The organism is Petrotoga sp. HWHPT.55.6.3 (assembly GCF_002895495.1).
Taxonomy (GTDB): domain Bacteria; phylum Thermotogota; class Thermotogae; order Petrotogales; family Petrotogaceae; genus Petrotoga; species Petrotoga mobilis.
The window spans coordinates 26,641-50,927 of record NZ_AZRJ01000023.1; the positions used below are offsets into that span (position 1 = coordinate 26,641).

The 24,287-nt window shown below is 33.5% G+C and carries 21 protein-coding genes; 10 read left to right on the top strand and 11 right to left on the bottom strand.

Annotated elements, in window-relative coordinates; all coding sequences use genetic code 11:
- Positions 1-4 precede the first annotated feature (4 nt).
- The 4 genes from rpmA to X926_RS07390 form a co-directional block, all read right to left on the bottom strand.
- Entirely contained in the window at positions 5-274 is a 270-nt protein-coding gene (gene rpmA / locus X926_RS07375) for a 50S ribosomal protein L27 (RefSeq protein ID WP_012208630.1), read from the bottom strand.
- Between the two features lie 4 nt (positions 275-278).
- A complete protein-coding gene (locus X926_RS07380; protein WP_012208631.1) occupies positions 279-575 on the bottom strand; it encodes a ribosomal-processing cysteine protease Prp in 297 nt (98 codons plus the stop codon).
- A 5-nt stretch (positions 576-580) separates the two neighbouring features.
- Complete coding sequence (gene rplU, locus X926_RS07385) at positions 581-895, bottom strand: 50S ribosomal protein L21 (protein ID WP_012208632.1); 315 nt, start codon at positions 893-895, stop codon at positions 581-583.
- A gap of 115 nt (positions 896-1,010) precedes the next feature.
- Positions 1,011-3,056: a transglycosylase domain-containing protein gene (locus X926_RS07390; protein WP_103065586.1), complete on the bottom strand. Its 2,046-nt coding sequence runs from the start codon at positions 3,054-3,056 to the stop codon at positions 1,011-1,013.
- Between the two features lie 483 nt (positions 3,057-3,539).
- Between X926_RS07390 and X926_RS07395 the strand changes: the two genes are divergently transcribed.
- From X926_RS07395 to X926_RS07415, 5 genes are all read left to right on the top strand, one after another.
- The gene (locus X926_RS07395; RefSeq protein ID WP_103065587.1) at positions 3,540-4,295 is read left to right on the top strand and encodes a YebC/PmpR family DNA-binding transcriptional regulator; all 756 of its coding nucleotides are present in this window, start codon (positions 3,540-3,542) and stop codon (positions 4,293-4,295) included.
- A gap of 71 nt (positions 4,296-4,366) precedes the next feature.
- On the top strand, positions 4,367-5,134 hold the full coding sequence (locus X926_RS07400) for a hypothetical protein (RefSeq protein WP_103065588.1): 768 nt from the start codon (positions 4,367-4,369) through the stop codon (positions 5,132-5,134).
- A gap of 15 nt (positions 5,135-5,149) precedes the next feature.
- Positions 5,150-5,959 (top strand): protein-glutamate O-methyltransferase CheR, encoded by an 810-nt coding sequence (locus X926_RS07405; RefSeq protein WP_103065589.1) that lies wholly within the window; start codon positions 5,150-5,152, stop codon positions 5,957-5,959.
- Positions 5,960-6,273: 314 nt separating this feature from the next.
- Positions 6,274-7,323, top strand: a complete 1,050-nt coding sequence (gene mtnA, locus X926_RS07410) for an S-methyl-5-thioribose-1-phosphate isomerase (protein ID WP_103065590.1) — start codon at positions 6,274-6,276, stop codon at positions 7,321-7,323.
- Between the two features lie 159 nt (positions 7,324-7,482).
- Positions 7,483-7,950: a metallophosphoesterase gene (locus X926_RS07415; RefSeq protein ID WP_158245216.1), complete on the top strand. Its 468-nt coding sequence runs from the start codon at positions 7,483-7,485 to the stop codon at positions 7,948-7,950.
- A 12-nt stretch (positions 7,951-7,962) separates the two neighbouring features.
- On the opposite strand, the gene X926_RS07420 is transcribed toward X926_RS07415, so the two are convergent.
- The 6 genes from X926_RS07420 to X926_RS07445 are packed head-to-tail and all read right to left on the bottom strand — an operon-like array spanning position 7,963 to position 14,412.
- Entirely contained in the window at positions 7,963-9,090 is a 1,128-nt protein-coding gene (locus X926_RS07420) for a family 1 glycosylhydrolase (protein WP_103065592.1), read from the bottom strand.
- A 14-nt stretch (positions 9,091-9,104) separates the two neighbouring features.
- Positions 9,105-10,313, bottom strand: coding sequence for an ABC transporter permease (locus X926_RS07425; protein WP_103065593.1), 1,209 nt, complete (start codon positions 10,311-10,313; stop codon positions 9,105-9,107).
- Entirely contained in the window at positions 10,300-10,998 is a 699-nt protein-coding gene (locus tag X926_RS07430) for an ABC transporter ATP-binding protein (protein WP_103065594.1), read from the bottom strand. Before X926_RS07430 ends, X926_RS07425 begins: the two co-directional genes overlap by 14 nt.
- The gene (locus X926_RS07435) at positions 10,995-12,074 is read right to left on the bottom strand and encodes an efflux RND transporter periplasmic adaptor subunit (RefSeq protein WP_012208642.1); all 1,080 of its coding nucleotides are present in this window, start codon (positions 12,072-12,074) and stop codon (positions 10,995-10,997) included. The genes X926_RS07430 and X926_RS07435 overlap by 4 nt, the downstream gene beginning before the upstream one ends.
- Positions 12,071-13,414 (bottom strand): TolC family protein, encoded by a 1,344-nt coding sequence (locus tag X926_RS07440; protein ID WP_103065595.1) that lies wholly within the window; start codon positions 13,412-13,414, stop codon positions 12,071-12,073. The genes X926_RS07435 and X926_RS07440 overlap by 4 nt, the downstream gene beginning before the upstream one ends.
- Entirely contained in the window at positions 13,411-14,412 is a 1,002-nt protein-coding gene (locus X926_RS07445; RefSeq protein ID WP_103065596.1) for a TolC family protein, read from the bottom strand. The genes X926_RS07440 and X926_RS07445 overlap by 4 nt, the downstream gene beginning before the upstream one ends.
- A gap of 254 nt (positions 14,413-14,666) precedes the next feature.
- On the opposite strand from X926_RS07445, the gene ftsH reads away from it, so the two are divergent.
- The 5 genes from ftsH to X926_RS07475 all read left to right on the top strand — a co-directional run bounded on the left by ftsH (position 14,667) and on the right by X926_RS07475 (position 21,718).
- Positions 14,667-16,559 carry an ATP-dependent zinc metalloprotease FtsH gene (gene ftsH / locus X926_RS07450; protein ID WP_012208645.1) on the top strand — a complete coding sequence of 631 codons (1,893 nt, stop codon included), beginning with the start codon at positions 14,667-14,669 and terminating at the stop codon, positions 16,557-16,559.
- A 36-nt stretch (positions 16,560-16,595) separates the two neighbouring features.
- Complete coding sequence (locus X926_RS07455) at positions 16,596-16,865, top strand: metal-sensitive transcriptional regulator (RefSeq protein ID WP_012208646.1); 270 nt, start codon at positions 16,596-16,598, stop codon at positions 16,863-16,865.
- A 40-nt stretch (positions 16,866-16,905) separates the two neighbouring features.
- Positions 16,906-18,186, top strand: coding sequence for a S41 family peptidase (locus X926_RS07460; RefSeq protein ID WP_103065597.1), 1,281 nt, complete (start codon positions 16,906-16,908; stop codon positions 18,184-18,186).
- 1 nt (position 18,187) lies between these two features.
- The gene (locus X926_RS07465; RefSeq protein ID WP_103065598.1) at positions 18,188-18,877 is read left to right on the top strand and encodes a hypothetical protein; all 690 of its coding nucleotides are present in this window, start codon (positions 18,188-18,190) and stop codon (positions 18,875-18,877) included.
- A 438-nt stretch (positions 18,878-19,315) separates the two neighbouring features.
- Positions 19,316-21,718: an RND family transporter gene (locus tag X926_RS07475; RefSeq protein WP_158245217.1), complete on the top strand. Its 2,403-nt coding sequence runs from the start codon at positions 19,316-19,318 to the stop codon at positions 21,716-21,718.
- On the opposite strand, the gene X926_RS07480 is transcribed toward X926_RS07475, so the two are convergent.
- A complete protein-coding gene (locus X926_RS07480; RefSeq protein WP_103065601.1) occupies positions 21,719-24,163 on the bottom strand; it encodes a hypothetical protein in 2,445 nt (814 codons plus the stop codon).
- Between the last annotated feature and the right edge of the window lie 124 nt (positions 24,164-24,287).

Consider the following 24,287-nt stretch of genomic DNA (forward strand, 5'->3'; position numbering starts at 1 on the left):
CGAATCAGTCCTTTAGGGCATAAACATCTACAAACTTCCTGTTGTTTTTTGTTTTAAACTTAACGACACCGTCTATTTTAGCAAATATGGTGAAGTCTCTCCCTATTCCAACGTTTTCCCCAGGATGAATTTTAGTGCCTCTTTGCCTAACAATTATGGTACCGGCTCTAATTTTTTTCCCGTCAGAAGCCTTCACTCCAAGATACTTGGGGTTGCTATCTTTTTTATTTACATCAGAACTTTTTTTGGCAAAAAGTTGTAAATCTATTTTCATAATCTTATCTAACCTCCACTTTAAGATTTCTTGGGTAATCTTTAGATATGGCAACCAAACTTTTTAGCAAGTAATCTAATAACAAATTGGAGAGGTGAGTTTCTTGCTTGAGCGAAATCTTTAAATAACCCTCTCTTTTCTCAATATGACCTAAACTTTCATTTTTTAGAATTTCAGCAACAAATTGAGTTAAAACACTGACAGCACTGCAAACTATATCATTCCCAAAAGAAGAAAATTCGGCATGTCCAAAAATTTCTACACTGGGTCTTTCAGAATTGTTATAAATTGCCGTAATCATTCGCGTTATCCTTCAATTTCTTTTATTTTTAGAGCAGTATACTCTTGTCTATGACCTTTTTCTCTTCTATAATTTTTTCTTCCTTCAAATTTGATTATTTTTACCTTCCTATCTTTTCCATGCTCTACAACTTCGGTAATCACTTTTGCTCCCTCAACATAAGGTTTCCCAGCTTTCTTTTCTTCTTCTTTACTTAGATAAATAACTTTGTCTAATACTACCTCGTTACCTGGATCCACATCTTTTACTTTTTCAGTGTAAATCACTTGATCTTTTTCTACCTTGTATTGTTTACCATTAAAATAAACTATAGCGTACACTTTTGCACCTCCGATCTCTCAAAATTTTCTAAAATCCATTTGCCTATTTTACCATCTAAATAAACGGGTAGTATTAATTAATTGTTAATTTTAAAAAAATAAAACTAGACATTTTTTACTGTAAGAACTTTTTAATTACTTCAGCTTGATCCGGATAAATATATTTTATTTGATTATAAATCTCCCGTAATTGTACTTGCACATCTTTATCAATATTGATGCCGTTCAAGTAACTTTCCAAATCGTAACCGTTTTGAATGAAGGAAAATGGTTCTTGAAAGAAATCCGTCAGATTCTCTTTTTTCCATTGCTCGATTTCTTTCGCCACATCAGGATAAAGATATTGAATTTCTCTCAAGGCTTCATTTATCTTTTTTTCAAGTTCTTTAAACGGATAATCTAACTTGACCGAATTTAAATATCCCACAATGTTTCCTCCTGTGGAAACGAAATCAATAGGGCTTTCAAAAAAAGAAATACTTTCTTGTATACTTTCTAAACTCAGATAAACATAAACCTCTTCACTTTGACCATAATAAAGTAAAGAAGTGGCAATTTCTCTTGCCCAGGGAACAGCGTTGTACGAAGATAGAAGATCTTCTCCTTTAACCATAGTGGACAACACCTCACTACCGGTGTAACCCATAAACCATGCTGATAAATCAGAAGTTCCAGTTTTACCATGTAAATCCAAATCTAAGACGTTTGCTCTTTGACCTGTTCCTTCCAGTACGACTTTTCTCATCAAAGTATTCATTGTGGCATATGAATCATTGGAAAGACCTTCAATTTTTCTTTCAACATTTGGATATCTTTTATATATTAAATTCCCTTTCTTATCGTAAACTTCTGAAATTATGTACGATGATGGAATGATACCATAATTTGGGAAGATTGAATAAGCTTTTGTGAACTCGTATGGACTTGTCTCTAAAGTTCCCAACGCTAAAGTTAAATCATTCGGATATTTACCTTGAACTCCTACTACATTTGAAAGAAAATTTTTAATAGTTTCTATAGACCTTTGAGGAGATATATCTATATGAGAAGCAAGGTAGATCGATGGAATGTTTATAGAATCGACTAACGCTTCTTCTAAAGTGACCGTTCCTCTATATGTTTTATCAAAGTTTTCTGGAGCCCAATCACCAAATTTCATAGGCTGATCGGGAAGTGTTGTATCTTTATCATAGCCATTTTCCAAAGCCAAAAGATAATAAAATGGTTTAATAGCAGAACCAACCTGTTGTTGAGAATAAAAAACATCGTATTCTCCACCCCAAAAACTTAATATCTCACCTGTTTTGTTGTTGATAACAATTGCGGAGGTTGATGAGTCTACAGTAACAGTATCAAATAGATTTTTATTAAAGGTGGTCTTTACAGTATAACCACCTCCTTTTAAACCTATAGCTTCTTCCTCCGCTTTGATTCTATAAATTAAATTTAAATACCTTTCATCGTAAGTCTGAGGATAAAAAACCATCTTATTTATTTTTTCTTTAACGTCGTCTTTTTCTTCCATTATGAAATTGTTAGGCAACGAATTTAAAACTATCATCCCCTGATTTTTAGCTCTTTCTGGGTATTTATAGGGATTGTAAACTTCTGGTCCGTTTATGATCCCTATTAAAACTAGCATCTCTTCATAACTTAAATTTTGTAGCTCTTTTCCGTAATATCTTTCCGCTGCAGCCCCAAATCCTGAAATGTCGTTCCCCAAATAAACACTGTTCATATAAGCTTCCAAAATTTCTTCTTTAGTATAAGACCGTTCCAGAAAAAAAGCAAGCATAATATCCATTATTTTTCTCTTAATAGTTCTTTCATTTGTGAGATAAACAGTTTTGGCAAGCTGTTGAGTCAGGGTGCTCCCACCTTGGACTATAGAAAAGTTCTTTATGTTTGTTAATGCTGCTCTGGTTAAAGACTTAACATTGATTCCATTATGTTCGTAAAACTCCCTATCTTCCGTCCACAAAAGGAAGTATATTAATTCTGGAGGCATCTCGTCTAACTTAACATACTTGTATTTTGTAGAAAGTATTTGTTCTCCATTATCGAATAGATAAGTGTTGTACTTTGGATCAACAAGAAAAATAGATGTAGAATCGTTGTAATAATCGTATACATAGAAGAATAAAGCTAAAAAAATTACCATTCCGGTAAAAAAGCCTATAATGAAACTCTTTATAAAAAAACACCTCCACTTGTTTGCTGTATTGTGCAAACGATGTTTTTTTGATGCTTTATGCAAAATGGTTCTTTATAATGCCTTAGAACTAACTTCCAAATTCTCATTTGCGAAGCAAATGATGTACGGGAATCTTAAGGGGGTCACCCCTTAACGTCTGAGGATATCATACCATATTTTGATTTATATTTTTTGAAAATTTGAGTAATAAATTATATTATAAAAAATATTTTGCTTGTTTTTCCAAATAAAAAATGTTAAAATAATGATGAAAGAATTTATAAGTACAACAAATTTCTCATAAAAGTTAAAAAATAGCAATTAAATTGATAAAAAACAAAAATGCTTATGTAATCCTTAAAAGTATAATAGTTTTTGTCAAAAATTTAATTGGCTCAAGGAACCGCAATAAAAATAATTTATTCATTGTTTGTGAGGAGGTTGAATATTATGTCAGGACATAATAAATGGGCAAATATTAAACACAGAAAGGGCGCACAAGATGCAAAAAGATCCCAAATGTTTACGAAACTCATCAGAGAGCTTACAATAGCTGCTAGAGAAGGCGGAGGAGATCCAGAATCTAATCCACGCTTAAGAACCGCAGTAGAAAACGCCAAAGCAGCTAACATGCCTAAAGACAAGATCGAATCAGCTATCAAAAAAGGAACCGGCGAATTAGAGGGTGAAGAACTCACCGAAATAATGTACGAGGCATACGGTCCAGGCGGAGTTGCACTCCTAATTTCAGTTGTAACCGATAACAAGAATCGAACTGCTCAAGAAGTTCGCCATGTTCTTTCAAAATGGGGAGGAGCTTTGGCAGAATCAGGTTCTGTTTCATGGAATTTCGAACGAAAAGGACTAATAACCATCCCCAAAGAAGAAGTTGAAGATATTGACGAGCTAATGTTACTTTCGGTTGAAGCTGGCGCAGAAGATTTAGATGAAAACACCGATCCTTTAGAAATTATAACCGCCCCGGAAAATCTGACTCAGGTGAGAAATGCTTTAAAAGAAGCAGGTTATACCGTCTCTGAAAAATTAACCTTTTTGCCTAAAACAACCGTTAAGCTTTCTGATGAAGACGCTGAAAAGTTATTAAAATTGTTAAACGCCTTGGATGATATGGATGACGTCCAAGAAGTATTCGGAAATTACGAGATCGACGATGAAGTAATGGAAAGACTTGCTGCAAATATTTAAGAGCCCATAAATGGGGACGAAAGTCCCCATTTTAAATTATTTGGTAATTATTTGGGAAAGGATAATTGCAAATGAAAAGATTTCCCTTAGTACTTATATTAATTACATTAATATTCTCCACCTTGAATTTTGCCTCTAGTCCCTCTAAGGTACTTTTTCTAAGTGATTTTACTCAATCTTTAAAAAACGAATTAATTTTTGATTTAAAGTTTGAAGATATTTATGAAACTAGGTTTAGTTTTGACTTTGAATCTTTAGAAAACGAAGTTAAATTATCGAACGTAGATAACGTAATTAATTATTTCAAATTTGATCAAGCAGGCTTCGAATTTTCGTATAGAAATCCCGGAAATAGAAACGACCCATACTTTTTAACAGAAAGTTTTGATAGTTTCACCATGGTGTTGGACGATTATTTTGTACTAACCTTCAATGATTTGAAAATTGGGATTATCTTTAAAGAATCCCTTTTTAACATGTCCTTTTGGACTGAGGTTACAGACCTTTCTCAATCAAAAGTTGCCATGACTTTAGCAACTCCAAACAACTTGGGCATATCTCTAGGATTTGAAGATATTATGAAGTATTATTTTAGAGCCGGAGATTTACTTTTTTCTTTAGATGATAATGCTCTTGACTCTGTTTATATTTTGAACCAAGATTTTTTATTGGAGTACAATGCAAGCACCCAATCTCTTTGGGTTGATTCGATATATTTCGATAAAAATGATGAAAATTTCTATTTTCGAATACCTGTTACCAAAAATTTATTTTTTACTTATTCCAATCTTGGAATAGGAGTTTCTTTCTATGTAGAACTTTTAGGTGAAAATAACTAAATTTGGAGGAAAAAGATGTCAGAATTTTATTCTTCCCCTTTTGATGACGAAGACTACAAATTATTTTTAAAAAAGTTGGTAACCCATTTCAATCTAGATCTTTCTGGATACAAACAACACAGAGTAAGACGGAGAACGGATATATTACTCAAAAAATATGGTGTCAATTCGTATTCGGAGTATCTAGAATTATTACAGAAAAATAAGGACAAATGGCTCGAATTTTTAGATAAGCTCACTATCAATGTCACGGAATTTTTTAGGAACCCAGAGAAGTGGGAATATTTAAAACAAGAAATAATACCCGAATTCATTAAAAACTACAAGTCGAAGATAAAACTCTGGAGTGCAGGTTGTTCTACCGGGGAGGAACCGTACACCCTTGCTATCGTGTTAAATGAATTAGGTATCTCTGGCAAATCAACAATAATCGCTTCAGATTTTGATGAAGGTGCTTTAAAGCAAGCCAAACGTGGCATATATAATGAAAAAAGTTTAATAAACTTAAACGATGAATACAAAAGAAAGTACTTCACAAAAATAGGAGAAGATAAATACGAAATAAAAGATTCCATCAAAAATAACGTTACTTTCAATAAAATAAACCTCCTATTTGACGAATTTGAAAAGAATTTTGATTTAATTATATGTAGAAATGTTGTCATATACTTTGACAACGACGCTAAAGAAAAATTATACAAAAAATTTTATGATGCTTTGAATCCTGGCGGAGTATTATTTGTTGGTTCCACGGAAAGAATTTTCAATCATAAAGCCTTTGGTTTTACTTCCATTGCCCCTTTTTTTTACAAAAAAATTATTTAGTTAAGGGGCTAAAGCTTTCTGTTCTTCCTTATGGGTGGGGAGTGTTTGCCGTTTTATGCAAAAAACTTTGATTTTGGATTTGGGGTTTTAAGGGGTTTACCCGTTTGCTGTTCTGTGCAAAAAAATTTTTTTAAAACAAAATTAGGTTTTGGGGTTCTTAAGGGGCTTGCCCTTTTGCTGTTCTGTGCAAAAAAATTTTTTTAAAACAAAATTAGGTTTTGGGGTTCTTAAGGGGCTTGCCCCTTAACGTTCGGCAAAGGAGCGCTGAAAGAAGCTTTAGAGATTTTAAAATCAAAATGTTTAGGAGGCAACAAATGGAAAAAATAAAAACTATGACAATGGAATGGACAGGTAACAGTCTAATTTTGATAGATCAGAGGTATTTACCTATTGAAGAAAAGTATGTAGAATGTCGAAATTATCTCGACGTTGCCAATTCAATAAAAGACATGGTAGTAAGAGGAGCTCCTGCTATAGGAGCAACCGCAGCATTTGGCTTTGTTTTAGGGGCAAAAGAGTTTTCCTATCTTTCTGACAAAAATCTATTTTTAAACAAATTAGAAGAAGTAAAAAACAGTTTATCTAAAACTCGCCCCACTGCCGTAAACTTATTTTGGGCGTTGAACAGGATGGATAAACTTTTAAAAGATAATCTTCCCACAAAAGAAATAAATGACCTTGTCACCATATTAGAAGAAGAAGCACTGAAAATTGCCTACGAAGATATTGAAATAAATAAACAGATCGGCAAGAACGGAGAAGCTTTATTAAACGACGGTGACACCGTTTTGACGCATTGCAATGCAGGAGCATTAGCAACTGTTGATTATGGAACCGCTTTAGGGGTTATTAGAGCGGCAGTAGAAAATGGTAAAGATATCCAGGTCTATGCAGATGAAACCAGACCATACCTTCAAGGGGCTAGATTAACGGTTTGGGAATTGGTTAAAAGTGGTATCAAAACTACACTAATTACAGACAACATGGCAGGTTGGGTAATGAAACAAGGAAAAATAAATGCTGTGATAGTAGGAGCCGATAGAATCGCACGTAATGGGGATGTTGCTAATAAAATTGGAACGTATTCTGTAGCTGTTCTTGCAAAAAGGCACGGCATTCCTTTTTATGTTGCTGCTCCACTTTCTACTATAGACATAGAAACAAAAAATGGGGAAGGTATTCCCATCGAAGAAAGGAACCATAATGAGGTCAGATTTTGCCACAAAACTCGTTTAGTAACAGACGATGTAAATGTATACAACCCTGCTTTTGATGTAACTCCAAATGAATTAGTTACAGCGATAATTACCGAAAAGATGGTCATAAGACCACCTTATGAAATAAACATAGTGAAACTATTTTAGCTTGCCCTTTTGCAGCCTTATGCAAAAAGTTTTTTGCTGCTTCGTGCAAAACCTCTTTTTGTAATTGTTTTAGAATAATTTCCAAATTCTCATTTGCGAAGCAAATGATGCACGGGGATCTTAAGGGGTTTACCCCTTAACGCACGGAGGTAGATACCTTTGAAAATACTTGTAATTAGCGATCTACATATTCCTATAAAATCAGACTTGAAAAGTCTTGACAAATTAAACTTTGGACTTTATGATCAAATATTCTTACTCGGTGACATCGTGGATATCGAAGTACTGAATTACTTAGAAAATCAAAAGCCCATACTTCATGCTGTGTATGGAAATATGGACGATTTTTATATAAAAAATCGACTCCCCGAAAAATTGTATTTAGAATTATTTGACAAAAAAATAGGTCTTATCCACGGTCATCAAACTGGTCGTGCAATACCTGAAAAACTGTTGAAATATTTTAATAAAAAGATCGATTTGATGGTCTTTGGACACTCGCATTATCAAGAGAAATATGAAATAGAGGATACTTTGATATTGAATCCGGGGGCTTTTTGCGAAGGTGAGTATGCAGAAATAGAATTGAATGATAGTATCCTTGAAATCAAGTTACTGCATCTGTAATTTTACGATAAGCTAATCAATATATTTTAGGTATCTTTCGTTTATGCTATTATCTTCTATGATATTCGAATAGACTTTTGCAAAGTTTCTTAAACTGATATAATTATTTTTATCGTCTATTCTGTACAGACCTGTTTTTAAAAGACGATTATTGATTTTAATATCACTTAAGGAATTGTAGATGTATCCGAAAATTTTCACATTACTTTCCAAAGATTGATTAATCTTGTATAAATTATTAACTAAATAACGGCTTTTTAAACTATCGTCCTCAACAGTTGATATATTCTCAGTTATTAGAAAAGGCAGGTAATATTTAGAAGAAAATCTTTTTATTACTTCATCAAGATCAATGTTATTCTTCTCTTTTGAAAGCTCTTTTATTAAAGAAGTATATTCTTCTGAATTTGAAGTTAAATCATTGAAATCTATCCCGATAAAATCTATTTCAGACTTTTTAAAAGCCATGTTTTCAAAAAAAGGGCTTTTCCCCTTAACAACTACATCGATAAAAGAAAAAACAAAATCTAACTGTTCTTCTTCCTCGACATTGAATTCCTCACTTACCGATACTTTAGCGTAAGGGTTAATACTTTTTATAATACGAACACTCTTATCGTAAAAATTTAAAAGATTTTGAACCGTTTCATTTAATTCGGTCTTATCAACATCTGTACCTTTGAAAAATCTTCTTTTTAGGTATTTGGTTGTATGATTCAAAATAATGTAATATTGAACCTTGTATTTAAAAGAGAAGACAATCTTTTCTATAATTTCTATAAATTTCGAGATATTTTCTTCGTTTTCTATAGTATCAATAATTTCTTTTTGATTGTACGAAAGAACATCAAAGTCGATGAGATTTACTATAGGTTCAATTTCCCTTTGACGTAGTTGTTCTATAAAATTATCATACATGGTGCAAGAATAAAAAGGATCAAGATACAACAAATCCCAATTTAAATTGAATCTAAAAGAGTTAATTTTCAAACTCTTCAAGAAGGATAATTGTTCGCTTAAGTCTTTTTCTGCATTTTCAAATATTCGTTGTTTCGTTTCTTCCCTTGAATTTTCCAAAAGAGGAAAGAAAGGGGAGTTTACTCCCCACAAAAACGCTTTCGGAAAATTTACATCTTCCACATAAAACACCTTCTTTACTCGTATCTTAACGCTTCTATTGGACTCAACTTTGATGCCTGATTTGCTGGGTATATACCAAAGAATAGACCTATTCCTGCAGATATCCCAAATGATAAAGCGATCGATTTCCAGGTAATAACCGCCGTTAATCCAAAAGCTCTACCAAAGTATGCTATCAAACCAGAAAGGAACCCACCTAATATCATACCTATTATACCAGCTACGACCGTTAAAACTATACTCTCAACTAAAAATTCCATCAAAATCCTATGTCTTGTGGCTCCAATAGCCATCTTTATACCTATCTCTCTGGTTCTTTCTTTAACGGTGACGAGCATAATATTCATTATTCCTATTCCACCTACAACTAAAGAAATTGCCGCTATTCCCACAAGTATCACATTCATTATACCAGTTATTTGGTTTACAGCTTCTAAAATAGCATCTTGACTTAATATACTGTACTTATCAGAATCTCCAAATTTTCTATAAAGATAAAAATCGGTCCCCATAGTTGCCAACTGTGCAGAGTTTTCATCCACTGCTGATACAAAAATAGAACTCGTTCTTCCATTCATATGAAACAGCCTATAATCTGCTACATTATGTGGGAGTATTATCATATCATCAACATTAAACAACAATCTGCTGCCTGTTTTTTCCAAAACGCCAACTATTTCAAAAGAAACTTTTCTACTACCAGAATCTCCACTTTGAATAACATTGATTCGTTCACCAACAACATTTTGACTACCAAATAATTCATTAGCTATATTATAACCTATAACGGCAACTGAATTTAACTCTTCTTCATCAGTTTCCTCTAACCTTCTTCCAGAAGCAACCTCTAAATTCATTATATCAAAAAAACTAGTCATAACTCCAAATACCGATCCAGAAGTGGTTTCACCACCACTTTCTACTGTCAGATTTGAATTCAAAACACCCGTGGCATCTTTTACTTGTGGAACCATATTTTTAATGTTAATAGCATCCTGAAATTCAAGTGGCTGGGATGAAAATCTGGAATACACAGTTGAGTTAACCATAATAATGTTTGATCCAAGAGAAGAAACGGTATTGTTTATTTCTTGCCTTGCCCCATCACCTATGGCAATTATCGTCATTACCGCACCAACACCTATTATTATTCCCAACATTGAAAGAAACGTTCTCAACTTGTTAGAACGCAAAGATCTAAAGGTCTCTTTAAGTATTTCCAACTGTGTTCACCTCAATCGCTTGGATCTTCCCATCCAACAATCTTATTATTTTGGAACCTTCATCCAACATTTTTAAGTCATGAGTAACAACGACTAACGTTTTACCCATATCGTTTAACTTCCTAAATATTTGAAGAATTTCTTCTCCACTTTTAGTATCAAGATTCCCAGTCGGTTCATCCGCCAAAAGAAATGCTGGATCGTTAGCTAAAGCCCTTGCTATTGCTACTCTTTGTTGTTGCCCACCCGATAGTTGAGTTGGCCTATGATTTATTCTGTCACCTAGCCCTACTAACTCTAATTGCTCTTTTGCTATCTCCCTTCTTTTTTTCTGAGGTACACCTGCATATATTAAAGGAAGTTCAACATTTTCTAATGCACTCAATTTTGGCAGTAAATTGAAACTTTGAAATACAAATCCTATCTTTTTGTTTCTTACCCTTGCCAATTCTCTATCTTTCATTTTGGACACTTCCACATTTTCGATGTATATCTGTCCTTTCGAAGGTTTATCCAAACAACCTAGCAGTTGTAACAAAGTTGATTTACCGCTTCCTGAAGGTCCAATTATTATTGCATATTCGCCATCTTCAACACCAAAAGATACACCACGTAGTGCCTCAACTTTCACTTCTCCTACATCGTATATCTTCCATACCTCTTTCAGTTCCATTACCGCCATCAAAATCCACCTCTTCCAGTACCTCCGCCAGGGCCTTGTGGTACGGTACCTGGAGCCATGGGTATCCCCATTGGAATACCATAATTTTGCATTATTCTTTGTGCTTCCTCTTGAGATGGCAATATCAATACCTTATCTCCCGGTTTTAAACCTTGGGTTATTTCTATCATGCTATCCGATTCTTTCCCAGTTTGTACTTGAACAGGTTCCATACCACCTTCTGAAGTTTTTTTGTATACTATTTTTGTTCCATTAGCCCCTTCGTGAATGGCATCTTTAGGTACTGCCACAGTGTTTTCCAATTTTAAGGTAACTATTTCGACATCCGCCGTTATTCCTGGAGTTAAGAGATTTTGAGCATTATTTTGTGTAAATTCAATCTCAATGGGTATAACAACTACGCCCATATCCGTTTGAGTAGTTGGACTAATCCATGTTATTTTGCCCGGTTCTTCTAGATTCAAAGGATCTATTCTTATCGTTGCATCCATCCCTTCATTTATAAGCGGGAAGTCTATTTCATCAACAGCAGTTTCAACTTTTATTGTACTTCTGTCCACTATCGTCAAAATAGCGGATGTTGTCCCAACCATATCTCCCTTCGAAATATTTACTGTGTTTACTATCCCTGAAACGGGAGATTTTATTTCAGTTTCTTCCAAATTCTTCTTTGCTTTTTCCAACTGTAATCTCTTTACTTCTTTCATCCGTTCACCTACGTTGGTTGATGATTCGTAATCATTTAAGGCATTCAAATATGCTATTTGATAGTCAAGATCGTCTATTTTAGCTAATATCTGCCCTTCTTCAACCTCGTCTCCTTTTTCTACGTATACCTCAACTATCTCCCCAGAAACTTTTGGAATCACTGATTCAATCTCAGCGGTTATGTTTCCCACCACTTCGATCGAATCTCCTACACCATCTGATTTTACCTCATATTCTAAGTATATTGAAGGTAATCCACTTGATTCAGAAGTTGTAAGTGAGCTTTGCCTTGGGAAAAATATTATCCCAACTACTACGACTATAGCTACTATCACTATTGTCCATATCGTTACCTTTCCTCTTTTTTTCAATTTATATCACCCCATATGTCCACATAGTATTGCTGCATTATTCTTAATTCGTTTGTCAGAATGTCGTTTTCCACCTTTTCACTAGCTAATTGTGCCCTTCTCAACGATATTTCTGATAATTTTAATTCTTCTTTCGTTATGTATCCTTGATCATTTAATTCTTTATTTCTATCGTAATCTTCCATAGCGTTTTCTAAATCTATTTGTTTTATTTTAACGTCATAATTCAAAGTTTTTCTTGTTGTTTCCAAATTTCTTATCGCATTTTCAGTTTCTATTATACTTTCGTCGTATGTCAAAGCAGAAACGTTTGTTTTCATCGTATCAGACGCCAACTTTCTTTCTCCTTTATCTAATATAGCTAATTGAAATCCTACACTTATACTCAAATTATCAATCAAATTTTCTCCTTCTTCAAAAAATGGATTCATAGACACACTTATCGTATTGAAAGGCAGGTAAGGAATGAACCAGAAATTACTTTCTATTTCCGATGCCTCTTCTTGGAGTTGCAATGATTTTAAATCTAACCTTTCTTCAACATTCGTTGGGTAGTTTTGATTTTCGTTTATTATTCTTTCTACCGTATCTTTTGCTTGAAGATACAAATCATCTGTGTATTCAAAGTATTCTAAGGGTGCGTTGCTTGCCCTTAGAGTTTCTAAATTCTTCTGTGCAGTTAATATCTGTTTTTCTAAGCTTTCTTTTTCGTCTTCATCGGTTGATAAATTGTACTGTTGGTTCAATATTTCTATTTCATCTTGGTACGTTTGAATCATCTCTTCATTGTAATGTCTTGTGAATATATCTTCGATCGTGGTTATGAGTTCATTCGTTTGAGCGAAGTAATATTTAGAGAGTGCATCGTAGTAACTGCTTTCAGTTTTCAACCTTTCCGCCCTGTCAATGATTGTTAGATCACGAGATAAGGAGATTGCTATCTCTGTTGCTGGAGGAGTGTCTATCGTCCATTCATCTGTATTTAAAGTAAAAGGAAACGAGGCACCTACCTTTGCTCCCCATACTTCTAAAAAGTTTACGTCCAAAGAAATCCTGTAACCTTCCAGTTTTCCTTCCCCCCCAAAAACTAACCCACTAAGGGTGGTTGGCCCTACTGGACTTATCTCTGTTTTCATTGTATCAACAGATATTCCTAAATATGGAACAAAGAAGTTATCTATTTTATTCATCTCTAATTGCGCGCTTCTTAAGTTCAACTCTGCTTGCATATATGATGAACTTTTCTCTAAGTTTTGTTCGTATAACTCTTCGAACGTCATCCCAAATATGCTCAGGATTCCTACGAGAAGGGTTATTACTAAAACTATAAGTTTTTTCACAATCCTACCTCCTCAAGGCTCCTTCCTGTGTCTATTACGTAGTTGATGTATGCTTTTATGTAACTTCTCACACTTTCATAATAATTCTTTTGTGTTGTTAGATAGTTTATGTTCGCAGTGTTTAACTCCAATTCAGATACCAATCCTTTATTGAATCTATCCATTGTGTCTTTGTATGTACTTTGAGTTAAGCTCATTCTTTCTTCTGAGTTCTTCAGATTTTTGTAAAGAGTTTCGATACTATTTTTTGTTGTTTTATGTGCCTCAATCAATGTATCTTGAGTGTCTTGCAAAGTTAAGATATTTTTTTGGTGGGTTATCTCTGTTATCCTTTTATCGTAAGATGATGCGTTGGCAGGTAAGTTGTTGAGATCGTATTGTGAAATATCTACGTTTATTTGTGCAAGTTTTAAGTTGTAGTTGTTGTTTAAATATTCTTGATCACTCACGAATATGCCTTCATACGTAGGAATGTTTATTTCTATTTGGCTATAATCTCCTTCGTATAATTCTTTTAAGTTATCTTGGGCGGTTTCTAAATTTAATTTTGCACTTTCCAAATTGTTCTGTGCATCACTTACATCAAGTTCAGAACTTTTAAGATCATCTTCTGAGATCAATCCGTTGTTGAACAATTCAGAGTTATTATCGTAAGTTATCTGGGCGTTTTTTAACTGCAAATCCGCAGTTTTTACATTTATTTCCTCTACGTAAACATCCAATACTCTGTCTACTATGTCACCATAGTAATCTTTCATAGAAGCATTGTAGTTTGAAAGACCTGAGTAATAACTTAATTCCCCACTTAATTCTAACTTTCTGTTCGTTGCCTCTATCTTAGCCTTGTTGTAATCGAGGTTAGCCTTTTCGAGGTCGAGCTGCGCAGTTTTGTATATTGTACTACTTGCTTTGGCTGTATCAAACACCTCTGTTAAACCCGCTGAAAACATCCCCGTCACTAAAATCAGTGTAAATGCTATCAATACGACTTTCTTCATCTTTTTTCCTCCTTTAGTTGTTTTTTAAAATAATAAATTCACGAAGCCTTTTTAGTATATAATTTTTCACTTAAATATAGCTTAAAAAATCCATTTTTTTAGAATATAATGAATTCTTTAACAGCTTCTAATTGTAGACAATTCCTTTCTTCAAAAGTTAGTACGAGAAAATTTTTTTATAACATTTGCAAATGTTATAATATTATTATAAAATATAAGTGAAATAAAATTCTATTTTTTATAAGGAGGCTTTCATGAATAACAATCCAAACAGAAGAGGGTCCCTAATTGGACCGTTGTTTATATATTTTATTTTAGCTATGCTTATCTTTATGAGTATTTCTCAGTTGAATACTTCGAACATAACTGAGATAAGTTACACCGATCTCGTGAATTTAATAAATCAAGATACAATCATTAGTTTGCAGATCGACACAAGTGGGTTAATCCAAGCAAAAGCCAAAAACGGGCAGCTTTTTCAGGTTTACGCCCCCACTTTGCTTATGGATCAAGCTTACGTAAGGGCATTGGCAAATGATGGCATTAAGGTTGAGTATATTCAAAACACCGGAGCAAGTTGGTGGGTTACCATGCTTATTTATATGTTGCCATTAATAATACTAATGTTTTTTTGGTTTTGGATGTTCAGAAGATCTGGAACAGGAGAAGGAATACCTGGAGCCAATTATAGGAGAAATCCTGCTAGAAGATACGATTCTAAAAGAAACAAAATTACTTTCAACGACGTAGCTGGAATCGACGAAGTTAAGGAAGAATTGGAAGATATAGTTAATTTTCTAAAAGACCCTAAAAACTTCAGTGCATTGGGGGCAAAAATGCCTAAAGGTGTTCTCTTGTCAGGACCTCCGGGTACAGGAAAAACTTTGGTAGCTAGAGCGGTTGCTGGGGAGGCCGATGTCCCATTTTATTTTATGTCGGGTTCCGATTTCGTAGAATTATTTGTAGGTGTGGGAGCAGCCCGAGTCAGAGATCTTTTTAAAGAAGCAAAAGAGAATAGCCCTGCAATAATTTTCATCGACGAACTGGACGCCGTTGGAAGGCAAAGAGGAACAGGGTTAGGTGGAGGCCATGATGAAAGGGAACAAACTTTGAACGCTTTGTTGGTTGAAATGGATGGTTTTGATCCACGAGAAGGCATAGTTGTAATGGCTGCAACAAATAGGCCTGATATCTTAGATAAAGCCCTCTTAAGGCCAGGAAGGTTCGACAAAAAAATATTCTTAGATGTACCTGATTTGAGAGCAAGAGAAGAAATTATAAAGATCCACCTAAGGGGAAAAAGAATCGCAGACGATATAGACGTTAAAAGTTTGGCTCAAAGTACCCCGGGTTTTGTCGGTGCTGATTTGGAAAATATGGTAAATGAAGCAGCTTTACTGGCAGCCAGAGACAACAGAGATCACATAACTAACGATGATTTCCAAGAGGCAATAGAAAGGGTGATTGTTGGTCCTGCTCGTAAATCACGCAAGATAACACCCAAAGAGAAAAAGGTTATTACCTATCACGAATTGGGACATGCCGTTTTAGGTTACCTTTTACCTTACGCTGATCCTGTTCACAAAATCACTATAGTTCCTCGCGGACAAGCGGCTTTAGGTTACACTATGCAACTTCCAAGTGAAGATAGATTTTTAATCACAGAACCAGAAATAAAGGATAAAATAGTAGGTATGTTGGGTGGAAGAGCTGCTGAAGAAATTGTATTCAACGAAATCACGACAGGAGCAGGAAACGATTTAAAGAGAGCCACAGAGCTAGTAAGGGAAATGGTTGCCCAATTAGGTATGAGTGAAAAGATCGGCCCCATCGCTTGGGGTGAAGAAGAAGGAGAAATATTTCTGGGAAGAGAAATAACTCGAATGAAGAATTTTTCCCAAGAGACGGCTAAAGAAATTGATTCAGAAATCAAGAATTTTATTCTTAGCAGTTATGAAAAAGCTAAGAACTTACTGTCAGAAAATAGGAAACGACTTGACCTTTTAGCTATTTATCTGTACAATAAAGAGAATATCTCTGGAAAAGAGTTCAAAAAAATGATGGAAATGGATATAGAGGAGCTTAATGACTACGTTTTAAAAGATAAAGATGTAAAAGAAACGAATCTTTTTGTTTCTTATGCCTAAATATTTATAGACATTTTAATTTTGAGAGGTGTGTTCATGTCTTCAAACTACGACAAAGATAATTTAATCAGACGATTAAAAAGAATAGAAGGTCAGGTTAGGGGCCTTCAAAAAATGTTGGAAGAAGAGAGGAGATGTGCAGATATTTTAACGCAGTTATCTGCTGTGAAGGGGGCTTTAAATAAAACCGCTGAAGAAATAATGAAAGGTTACACGAAAAGTTGTATATTAGAGTATGAAGAATCTGGAAATGAAAAGATGTTAGACGAATTAATACAAGTTTTATCCAAATTTAGAGAAATATGATTGTGGACCATATAAAAATTTTTATCAAGGAGAGACTTAGATGAGTAAAAAAAAGAAAAAATTACTATCCGTAATAATAATTTTTGGTTTATTTATTACTTCCTGGATTTTTGCAGACACTGTTTCTAACAGTTATCAAAAAGATTCTGTAACACAGATCTATTTAGATAAGTTCGAAGAACCTATTTACTCAACGCTATACTACATCGTCAATTATTATTATGACAAAGATAACGTTGATTATGACAAAATAGTGGATTCTGCAATTGAAGGGATGATGAAAGGGCTTGATGATCCTTTTGCCTGGTATCTTGATTCCGTTGAGACAGAAGAAAGTCAAATAGACATAGAAGCTAAATACGGTGGGGTAGGCTTAACTATTAGATACGATTATGAAATGGATGCAGTTATTATCGTTTCACCGATGAATGGAACTCCTGCACAAAGGGCGGGAATAATGCCTAACGATTACATTTTATCCGTTGACGGTACCCCCACATCTGAACTCGGCCTTAACAAATCAGCTTCGTTAATGAGGGGCGAACCTGGAACGGAAGTTACCTTAGAAATATACCGAGACTCTTGGACAGAGCCAAAAAATATTACGTTAATAAGAGAAATAATCGAAACTAAGACGGTAAAATTTGATACGATAAATTACAAAAATAAAAATTTAGGCTACATATTACTCACCAATTTTGCTAAAACTAGCTCCCAGGAAATGAGTGAAGCTTTAAATAATCTATCAAATCAGAACATAGAAGGATTAATAATCGATTTAAGAAATAACCCGGGTGGACTTTTACAATCAGCTGTTGATATTATTTCCATGTTTTTAAAGAGCGGTGAAGTAGTTAGTGTTAAGTATTTTGATGGCACAAAAGAATCTATTCCAACTATTCCAGGTAATTATTACAGCTTTTTACAAAATATCCCTATTGTTTTGTTAGTCAATGAAGGTTCGGCTTCTGCATCTGAGATCTTAACCGGGGCACTTAAAGATAATGGTATAGCAACCGTCATTGGAGAAACAACGTATGGAAAAGCGGCTGTACAGAACGTGTTTGCCTTATCTACGGGAGGAGAAATTTGGTTACCTATAGCCCATTACTTCACACCAAGCGGGTCAGATATTCATTTAAAAGGGATAAAACCTGATATAGAGATCAGTAATCCAGAAAGGGAAGTCATCTCAATGACAGAAATATCTGAAGAAGAAGCAACTGAGGCTTTCTATACGACTACAGAAAAACCTGTACTAAATATTGAAGAAGATCTGCAACTGAAAACAGCCTTGGACTTTTTAACAGGAGGTAACTAAGTTGCGTTTTTATGGATGGGTTATATCTATTTTTTTAATATTCTTCTCTTTGTCCATCGGGTTATATTTCTCGATGGGCAGACTGGAAAGTACCAATTACAATATAGAAAAATCTCCCAAATTTACAGTAAAAAATGTCAATTATGATATTTCTTTTTTGAACGATCAATTAAATGATGTGAACAATCTTTCTATTATCACTCGTAATATAATGGATGATGGAGTTTTTGTAGGAACTTTAAAATTTGATTTTAGAAACAACAAACTAACTATCAAACCTGTTACTAAAAACGCTTACGACGATTTTAGAAGTTTGATTATCTCCACAGATGTTAGGTACAAAGAATCAAGAAACGATTACGAACTATATGGTTTAACCTTAGCCTACTATCAACTCATAACTGACAATTTATACTTAGAATTAACTCCAAAGATATATGTTTTGAATCTGGAAAAATTTGATGAAAACACGATAAATATAATGAAATCCAGGTATAATTTATTCACACAACAGGATTATAGATCGTATTCTTTCAATAGAGATATTTTAAATTCATTGAACGAATATGGTGGAGTTATCGTCGATGAGGATTTACTTAATAACCCTGCGGTGACACCTTTATTAGATGTTTTTAGGCAGGAAAATATAGATATTGAACCGAATGTTTCCGTTCTTGTCTTCGAAGGATGAAAAAATGTCAAATATTTTTTTAGACTTTTTCAATTCCCTTATAAATCCAAAAAATATTTTCAACGTTACAAAAAAATCTTTTTTTATACCATTTCTTATATGCCTATTTTACCTTTTCTCTCCGGTATTTTTGAGAAACATACAAATACTTGAAGTGGGACGTTTCGACGTTTCAAAAATTAAATTACTTATTTTTATTCTGCTTTTTTCTTACTTAAGTTCGGGCATAAGAATGCTTTTTTGTTCTGATTCTAATTTACTATATGCATACATTTCTTCCGTTTCCCCTGTTATATTTGGCCTATTAGGAAAACCTTTTCTTTATTTCTCCGTTTTGTGGGTAATTCTTCTAAGATTTTATATAGATTTAAAAAAGAAGAATTACTATTCTTTAATTATAGGTGTTACTTTTGACCTTTTTCTATTATGGTGGTTGCTGTGAGAGAAAAAAAGGACTTCTTTTTAGAACTTGCTAATTTTATCACCCGAAACGCTTATTACATAATAGCGGTAGTTGTGGTCTTTACCATTATCTTTGGTTTTTTTTCCACTAGATTGAAGGTTAACTCCGACTTATTGAAAATATTACCTCAAGACTCGGAAGTTGTTGTTGAACTTCTAGAAGAGCAAGCATTTCTTGAAGGATCTTCTGATATTATGGTTGCTGCATTTTTTCTCAACGATAATGTGCAGCCTTCACAAATTGCCTCAACTTTTCATGATTACATGCAAAAAGAACCTACGTTTTTAAGTTTTGTGCAAACGGATCTATCTTTCCTTTTTTCATACGGCATCATAAACTTAAGCCAAACGGATTTAATTTACACTATGTATGAGAACTTACAAAGTTTTGGCAGTTTATTAAGTAGAAATTTCACTTATAATTTCGAGTTATTTGAAAAAGCTGACAGCTTTTTGGAAGATATTTACGATTTAGAAAATATTCTTCAAACTGATGAAAATACTGATTTAATAAGTTCCTACTACACTTTATCACCTGATGGAAAAGTTATGATAATGGGACTTACTTTCAACAAACCTTCCTCCGATTTAGATTACGTAAATTACATAGTTCCAAAAGTGAATTCAATTTTAACAGAGATTGAAAAGACTTTCAATATAAAAACTGGTTTGACTAATTCCTACATCACGGAATACGAATCTAATCGTACGGTTATGGAAGATTTTAGACTAACAACAACCTTATCGATTATATTCATTACCATTTTATTCGCTTTTGCATTTGGTAATTTCACTTCTTCTATAATAGTACTTTTAGGTTTGATAGTATCTACACTTTTAACGATGGGGCTCATCACGTTAACTTTCGGAGAATTGAATATAGTAACTTCTTTTGTCATGGCAATAACTTTAGGTTTGGGAATAGCTTACGGAATACATGTGATGACCAGATTTTCAAAAGAAATTGATGAGGATGATAACTTCACTACTGCATTGGCTTCTACTTATAAAGGAATTCTTTTTCCTCTCTTCTTTGGAATGATAACTACTATCATCGTTTTCTTAACGCTTTTTTTCATGGGATTACCCGCTTTTAACGAGTTAGCAATCGTTAGCTCAATGGGTTTATTGGTTTTTTTCTTTATAATGATTTTTTTTGTTCCAACATTAATTTACGCTTTAAAAGTAAACATAAAAATTTCCCCTTTTACGGCCAAAATAGACAATGCCTTTAAAAAATTCCCTCACTTTATTTCAAAAAACTCAAAAATAATTTTTATTGTAGTTGTTCCGGCAGTTTCAATCTTCAGCGTTGTGGGTCTAATTAATTACACTAATTTTTCGTATACCCCTCCAGGGCTAATCTCTTCCAATTCAGAATCCGTTAAGGTCGGAGAACAAATTTTGGATCACTTTGGAAATATTTCCTTTGATACGTTGCAGTATCTAATGAGAGTTGACGAAGATATTGAAACGGTCAAAAAAGAACTATTAGACACTGGTGTTGTGGAAACTGTCAACAGTTTGCCAGACATAATTCAAGAAAATCTTGGAGAATTTTCTAAGATAAAATCACAGTTAGAAGGTTTATCTCAAGTTATAAATAATCCAATAATAATATCCATTTTAAAAAAATATAATTTATATTCTGACAGTCTAAAACTGATAGATGCAGCCGCACGCTCTTCTGACCTCTACCATTTTACTTTGAATATCATGGATATTTTCCCTGAGGACCTCAGAGGCAACTTTTTAATAGAGAAGAATGGTCAAAAATATCTTATTCTGGAAGTAACTCCCAAATTCAGCCTTTGGAGTAACAACGGAATAAAAATTTTCTTTGACGCATTTGGGGAAAAAGGAGAAAACATTCTGGGTTTACCAAAAGCAACATATAAAATAATGGAGATGATTAGACAAAGATTTTATATACCATTATTTCTATCTTTCATCTCCATATGGGGTATAACTGCAATTGTTAGAAAAAACATTATTCAATCATCGGAAGCAATGCTTAGCCTGATAATTTCTGTATTAGCTACTTTTGGTGTGTCGTATTTAATAGGTATAAGGGCTACTTTCGTAACCGTTCTAACTTTTCCCTTAATCTTTGGTATAGGTATAGATGGATTTCTCCATCTATACCATACGTTCAGCAATAACAAGACAAACTTTTGGAATATCTTAAAATCTATAACATTTTCACTATCTACAACAACGCTCTCTTTCTTGAGTTTTCAATTTTCTAGAGGAGAACTTTTAAAGGAATTTAGTTTGACTATGTCTATGTCCTTAGGTTTTACCTGGCTATTCACAACCGTTATGTTCATTGTAAATAGAGAAATGCTCCGAAAGTTTTGGAAAAGAAAAAGTAGTTAACTATTCTGCTTTGAAAATGTCGCTACTTATCTGCAATGGTACATTCAACCAATAAAAGATACTCAGATCGAACTGAATGTAAACAGAATAATCAAATTCTTCTTGTCCAAAATCATACTTGATATCTCCTCCTGCCTTTATTCCATCGAATCTATACTTTCCAGATTCAAAGGAGATATATGGTCTCCATAATATCTTTTCAACGTTGGTTCCAGCGTATATAGATCCATCCGCATACCCAAGGTAAGGATCAACCTTTGTATCAAGCACAACAAAAGGCTTATCTATATTTGCCTTTATACCGGAACTTGAATCATACGTGATTCCTATACCCATTTCATAAATATCATAATTGTTAACAGAGTAGGGACCTATTTGGAAAATAGAATCTAAGACATATGAATCAAAAGAAGTGTTTTTAAATGAACCCCCACCTCCCAAAAATGTGTTTATCGTATTCCCTAAATACCAAAGATAACTATTGGAAATATAAAAACTTGTTAAAAAATCTTCTTCTGTCAAACTCAAAGTTATACTGTTAGTCGTATAATAATCATAGGTCAAGGATAAATCCCCGTACACTTGGTTTCCATCTGAATACGCATCTACAAACCCTATGTAGTTCATAGCCTCGCTGATAAAAAATGCTCCAGCTCCGTATAAAATATTATCATCCATATCAACGGCTAAAATTGGAAACGGCAATATATAAGGCTTTTCAAACGCATATTCTTTCACTTCAACATCTTCAGGATAACTCATTTCATAACTTTCAAAATTAACTTGTGCAACTGGACTTTGTAAAACAAAACTTTCTTTAACCGCACTTTCTAAATCTAAATAACTCAAATGGTATCCCTCATGATCGTAAACTAAATGGTACAACTTATCGTTCAAAACTACTGGTTCAAAACCTCCGCTTAAATAATTTGTCAAGCGCTCAACTATTTTGTTGGTTGTGTTTAATCTATAAATATTGTATATACCATCTTCGTAATTAGCTGAATAATAAATAAAATCATTATCGATAAATAAACCAAGCTCTTTAACTTCATCATTGGTAACTTGATAAATCTTTTCTGATGATAGATCATATGAAAAGATATCCGTTTGGTTCTTATAATTAGCAGAAAAATAAATTATATCTTCTTCTCCTACAATATCGTTAAAAACATACTTACCATAATCTATTAACTTTTTAGTCTCGTTAGTCCTTAAATCGTACAAATACAAAGCTGTCAAGCCTTTGTCTAATTTTGAATAAGCTATCTTATCGTCTCCTACAAAACCAAAAGCTTTAACCCTCTCATCTATGAGCCTTTCCCCGTTTAGACAGTCACAATCATAATACAACTTATTTGTGTAATATCCCATGTTGTAGGTAGTCACTAAGTACAAAAGATCGCTTCTTGCATTTACATCGAATGAACTTACTCCTTTTTTAATTAACTCGTTATCTTTGTATATACCCTTTGCTTGATCAGGCATAACCAAATATCCGTAAAGAGAAACCCCATCAGTTTTAAGATTCCCCGTATCTTGATAAGTATCATCGATTTTTAACCAAGATAATTTGTAACCTTTTTCTTTTAATTGATCGTATTCCTTAAGATATTTTTGCTTAATATCGATCAAAAATCTATTCCAACTATTCCCCGTTACCCAATAAAACGCTTCATCCAAATTCAAAAAAACGTTGGTATTTAAGGCTCTTATTATCTGTCTTAAAGCACCTTCTCCGTAATTATCCACTATTTCTTTCACCAAAATTGTTCCATACATATAGTTAAAACCAGCAGGGCTCCATATATCAATTGAAGAACCTGAACCCAAATAATATCTTGGGAAGTTATTACTCAGTATCTCAGATCTTAGGTACATATTGAAAAGATCATCTTCAAATCTTCCTCCAAACTCTTTACTTTCCATGTAAATAGAGAGACCTTCATGCAAATAGCTCGGCTGATGATACATGTTAAGCGTGTTTTTAATCAATTTACTAGGAACCCAAGATATAAAAGGATCTCTAACATCACTCCCATAAAAAATGTGATTCAACTCATGCGAAAAAACAAATTTACTCCAATCTTCTACGTTTCCTCCCAACGCCAAAAAATCTTCTGGAGGATTAACGTAAAGCCTTAAGACATTGGTACCTGTGGAGGCAAAAGAGTTTGTAAAATCAACATCATCTAAAATATAAACCGTTATTTTACCAGGATTTGAACCATAAAAATAAGTGTACTTTGTATACAATTCTTCCGCGGTATCAGCGATCTCTTCGTAAAAATAATAAAGGTCCTTCTCAAAAACAAACCTATAATTCTCTGTTTCTACTTGATAAAGATCTTTAGGTGGTGTATAAACAGAAGAAGAAAAAATCGTTAAAGAAAGCGATAAACAAAAGATCAATACAAACAATTTTCTATATCCTTTAATTGTCATCCACAAATCAACTCCTTTGATTTTTTTAATGCTTACTCAATTATAATATAATTTCCTTAAAATTTATAAAAAATCGGATATATAAATAAAAATGGTCGATGAGGTACGTGTTAGATCATAATTA

Excerpts from the sequence above, each read along its gene's own strand:
- rpmA (WP_012208630.1), bottom strand. The coding sequence starts at position 274 with ATGAAAATAGATTTACAACTTTTTGCCAAAAAAAGTTCTGATGTAAAT.
- X926_RS07380 (WP_012208631.1), bottom strand. The coding sequence starts at position 575 with ATGATTACGGCAATTTATAACAATTCTGAAAGACCCAGTGTAGAAATT.
- X926_RS07390 (WP_103065586.1), bottom strand. The coding sequence starts at position 3,056 with ATGGTAATTTTTTTAGCTTTATTCTTCTATGTATACGATTATTACAAC.
- X926_RS07395 (WP_103065587.1), top strand. The coding sequence starts at position 3,540 with ATGTCAGGACATAATAAATGGGCAAATATTAAACACAGAAAGGGCGCA.
- X926_RS07400 (WP_103065588.1), top strand. The coding sequence starts at position 4,367 with ATGAAAAGATTTCCCTTAGTACTTATATTAATTACATTAATATTCTCC.
- X926_RS07405 (WP_103065589.1), top strand. The coding sequence starts at position 5,150 with ATGTCAGAATTTTATTCTTCCCCTTTTGATGACGAAGACTACAAATTA.
- mtnA (WP_103065590.1), top strand. The coding sequence starts at position 6,274 with ATGGAAAAAATAAAAACTATGACAATGGAATGGACAGGTAACAGTCTA.
- X926_RS07445 (WP_103065596.1), bottom strand. The coding sequence starts at position 14,412 with ATGAAGAAAGTCGTATTGATAGCATTTACACTGATTTTAGTGACGGGG.
- ftsH (WP_012208645.1), top strand. The coding sequence starts at position 14,667 with ATGAATAACAATCCAAACAGAAGAGGGTCCCTAATTGGACCGTTGTTT.
- X926_RS07455 (WP_012208646.1), top strand. The coding sequence starts at position 16,596 with ATGTCTTCAAACTACGACAAAGATAATTTAATCAGACGATTAAAAAGA.
- X926_RS07460 (WP_103065597.1), top strand. The coding sequence starts at position 16,906 with ATGAGTAAAAAAAAGAAAAAATTACTATCCGTAATAATAATTTTTGGT.
- X926_RS07480 (WP_103065601.1), bottom strand. The coding sequence starts at position 24,163 with ATGACAATTAAAGGATATAGAAAATTGTTTGTATTGATCTTTTGTTTA.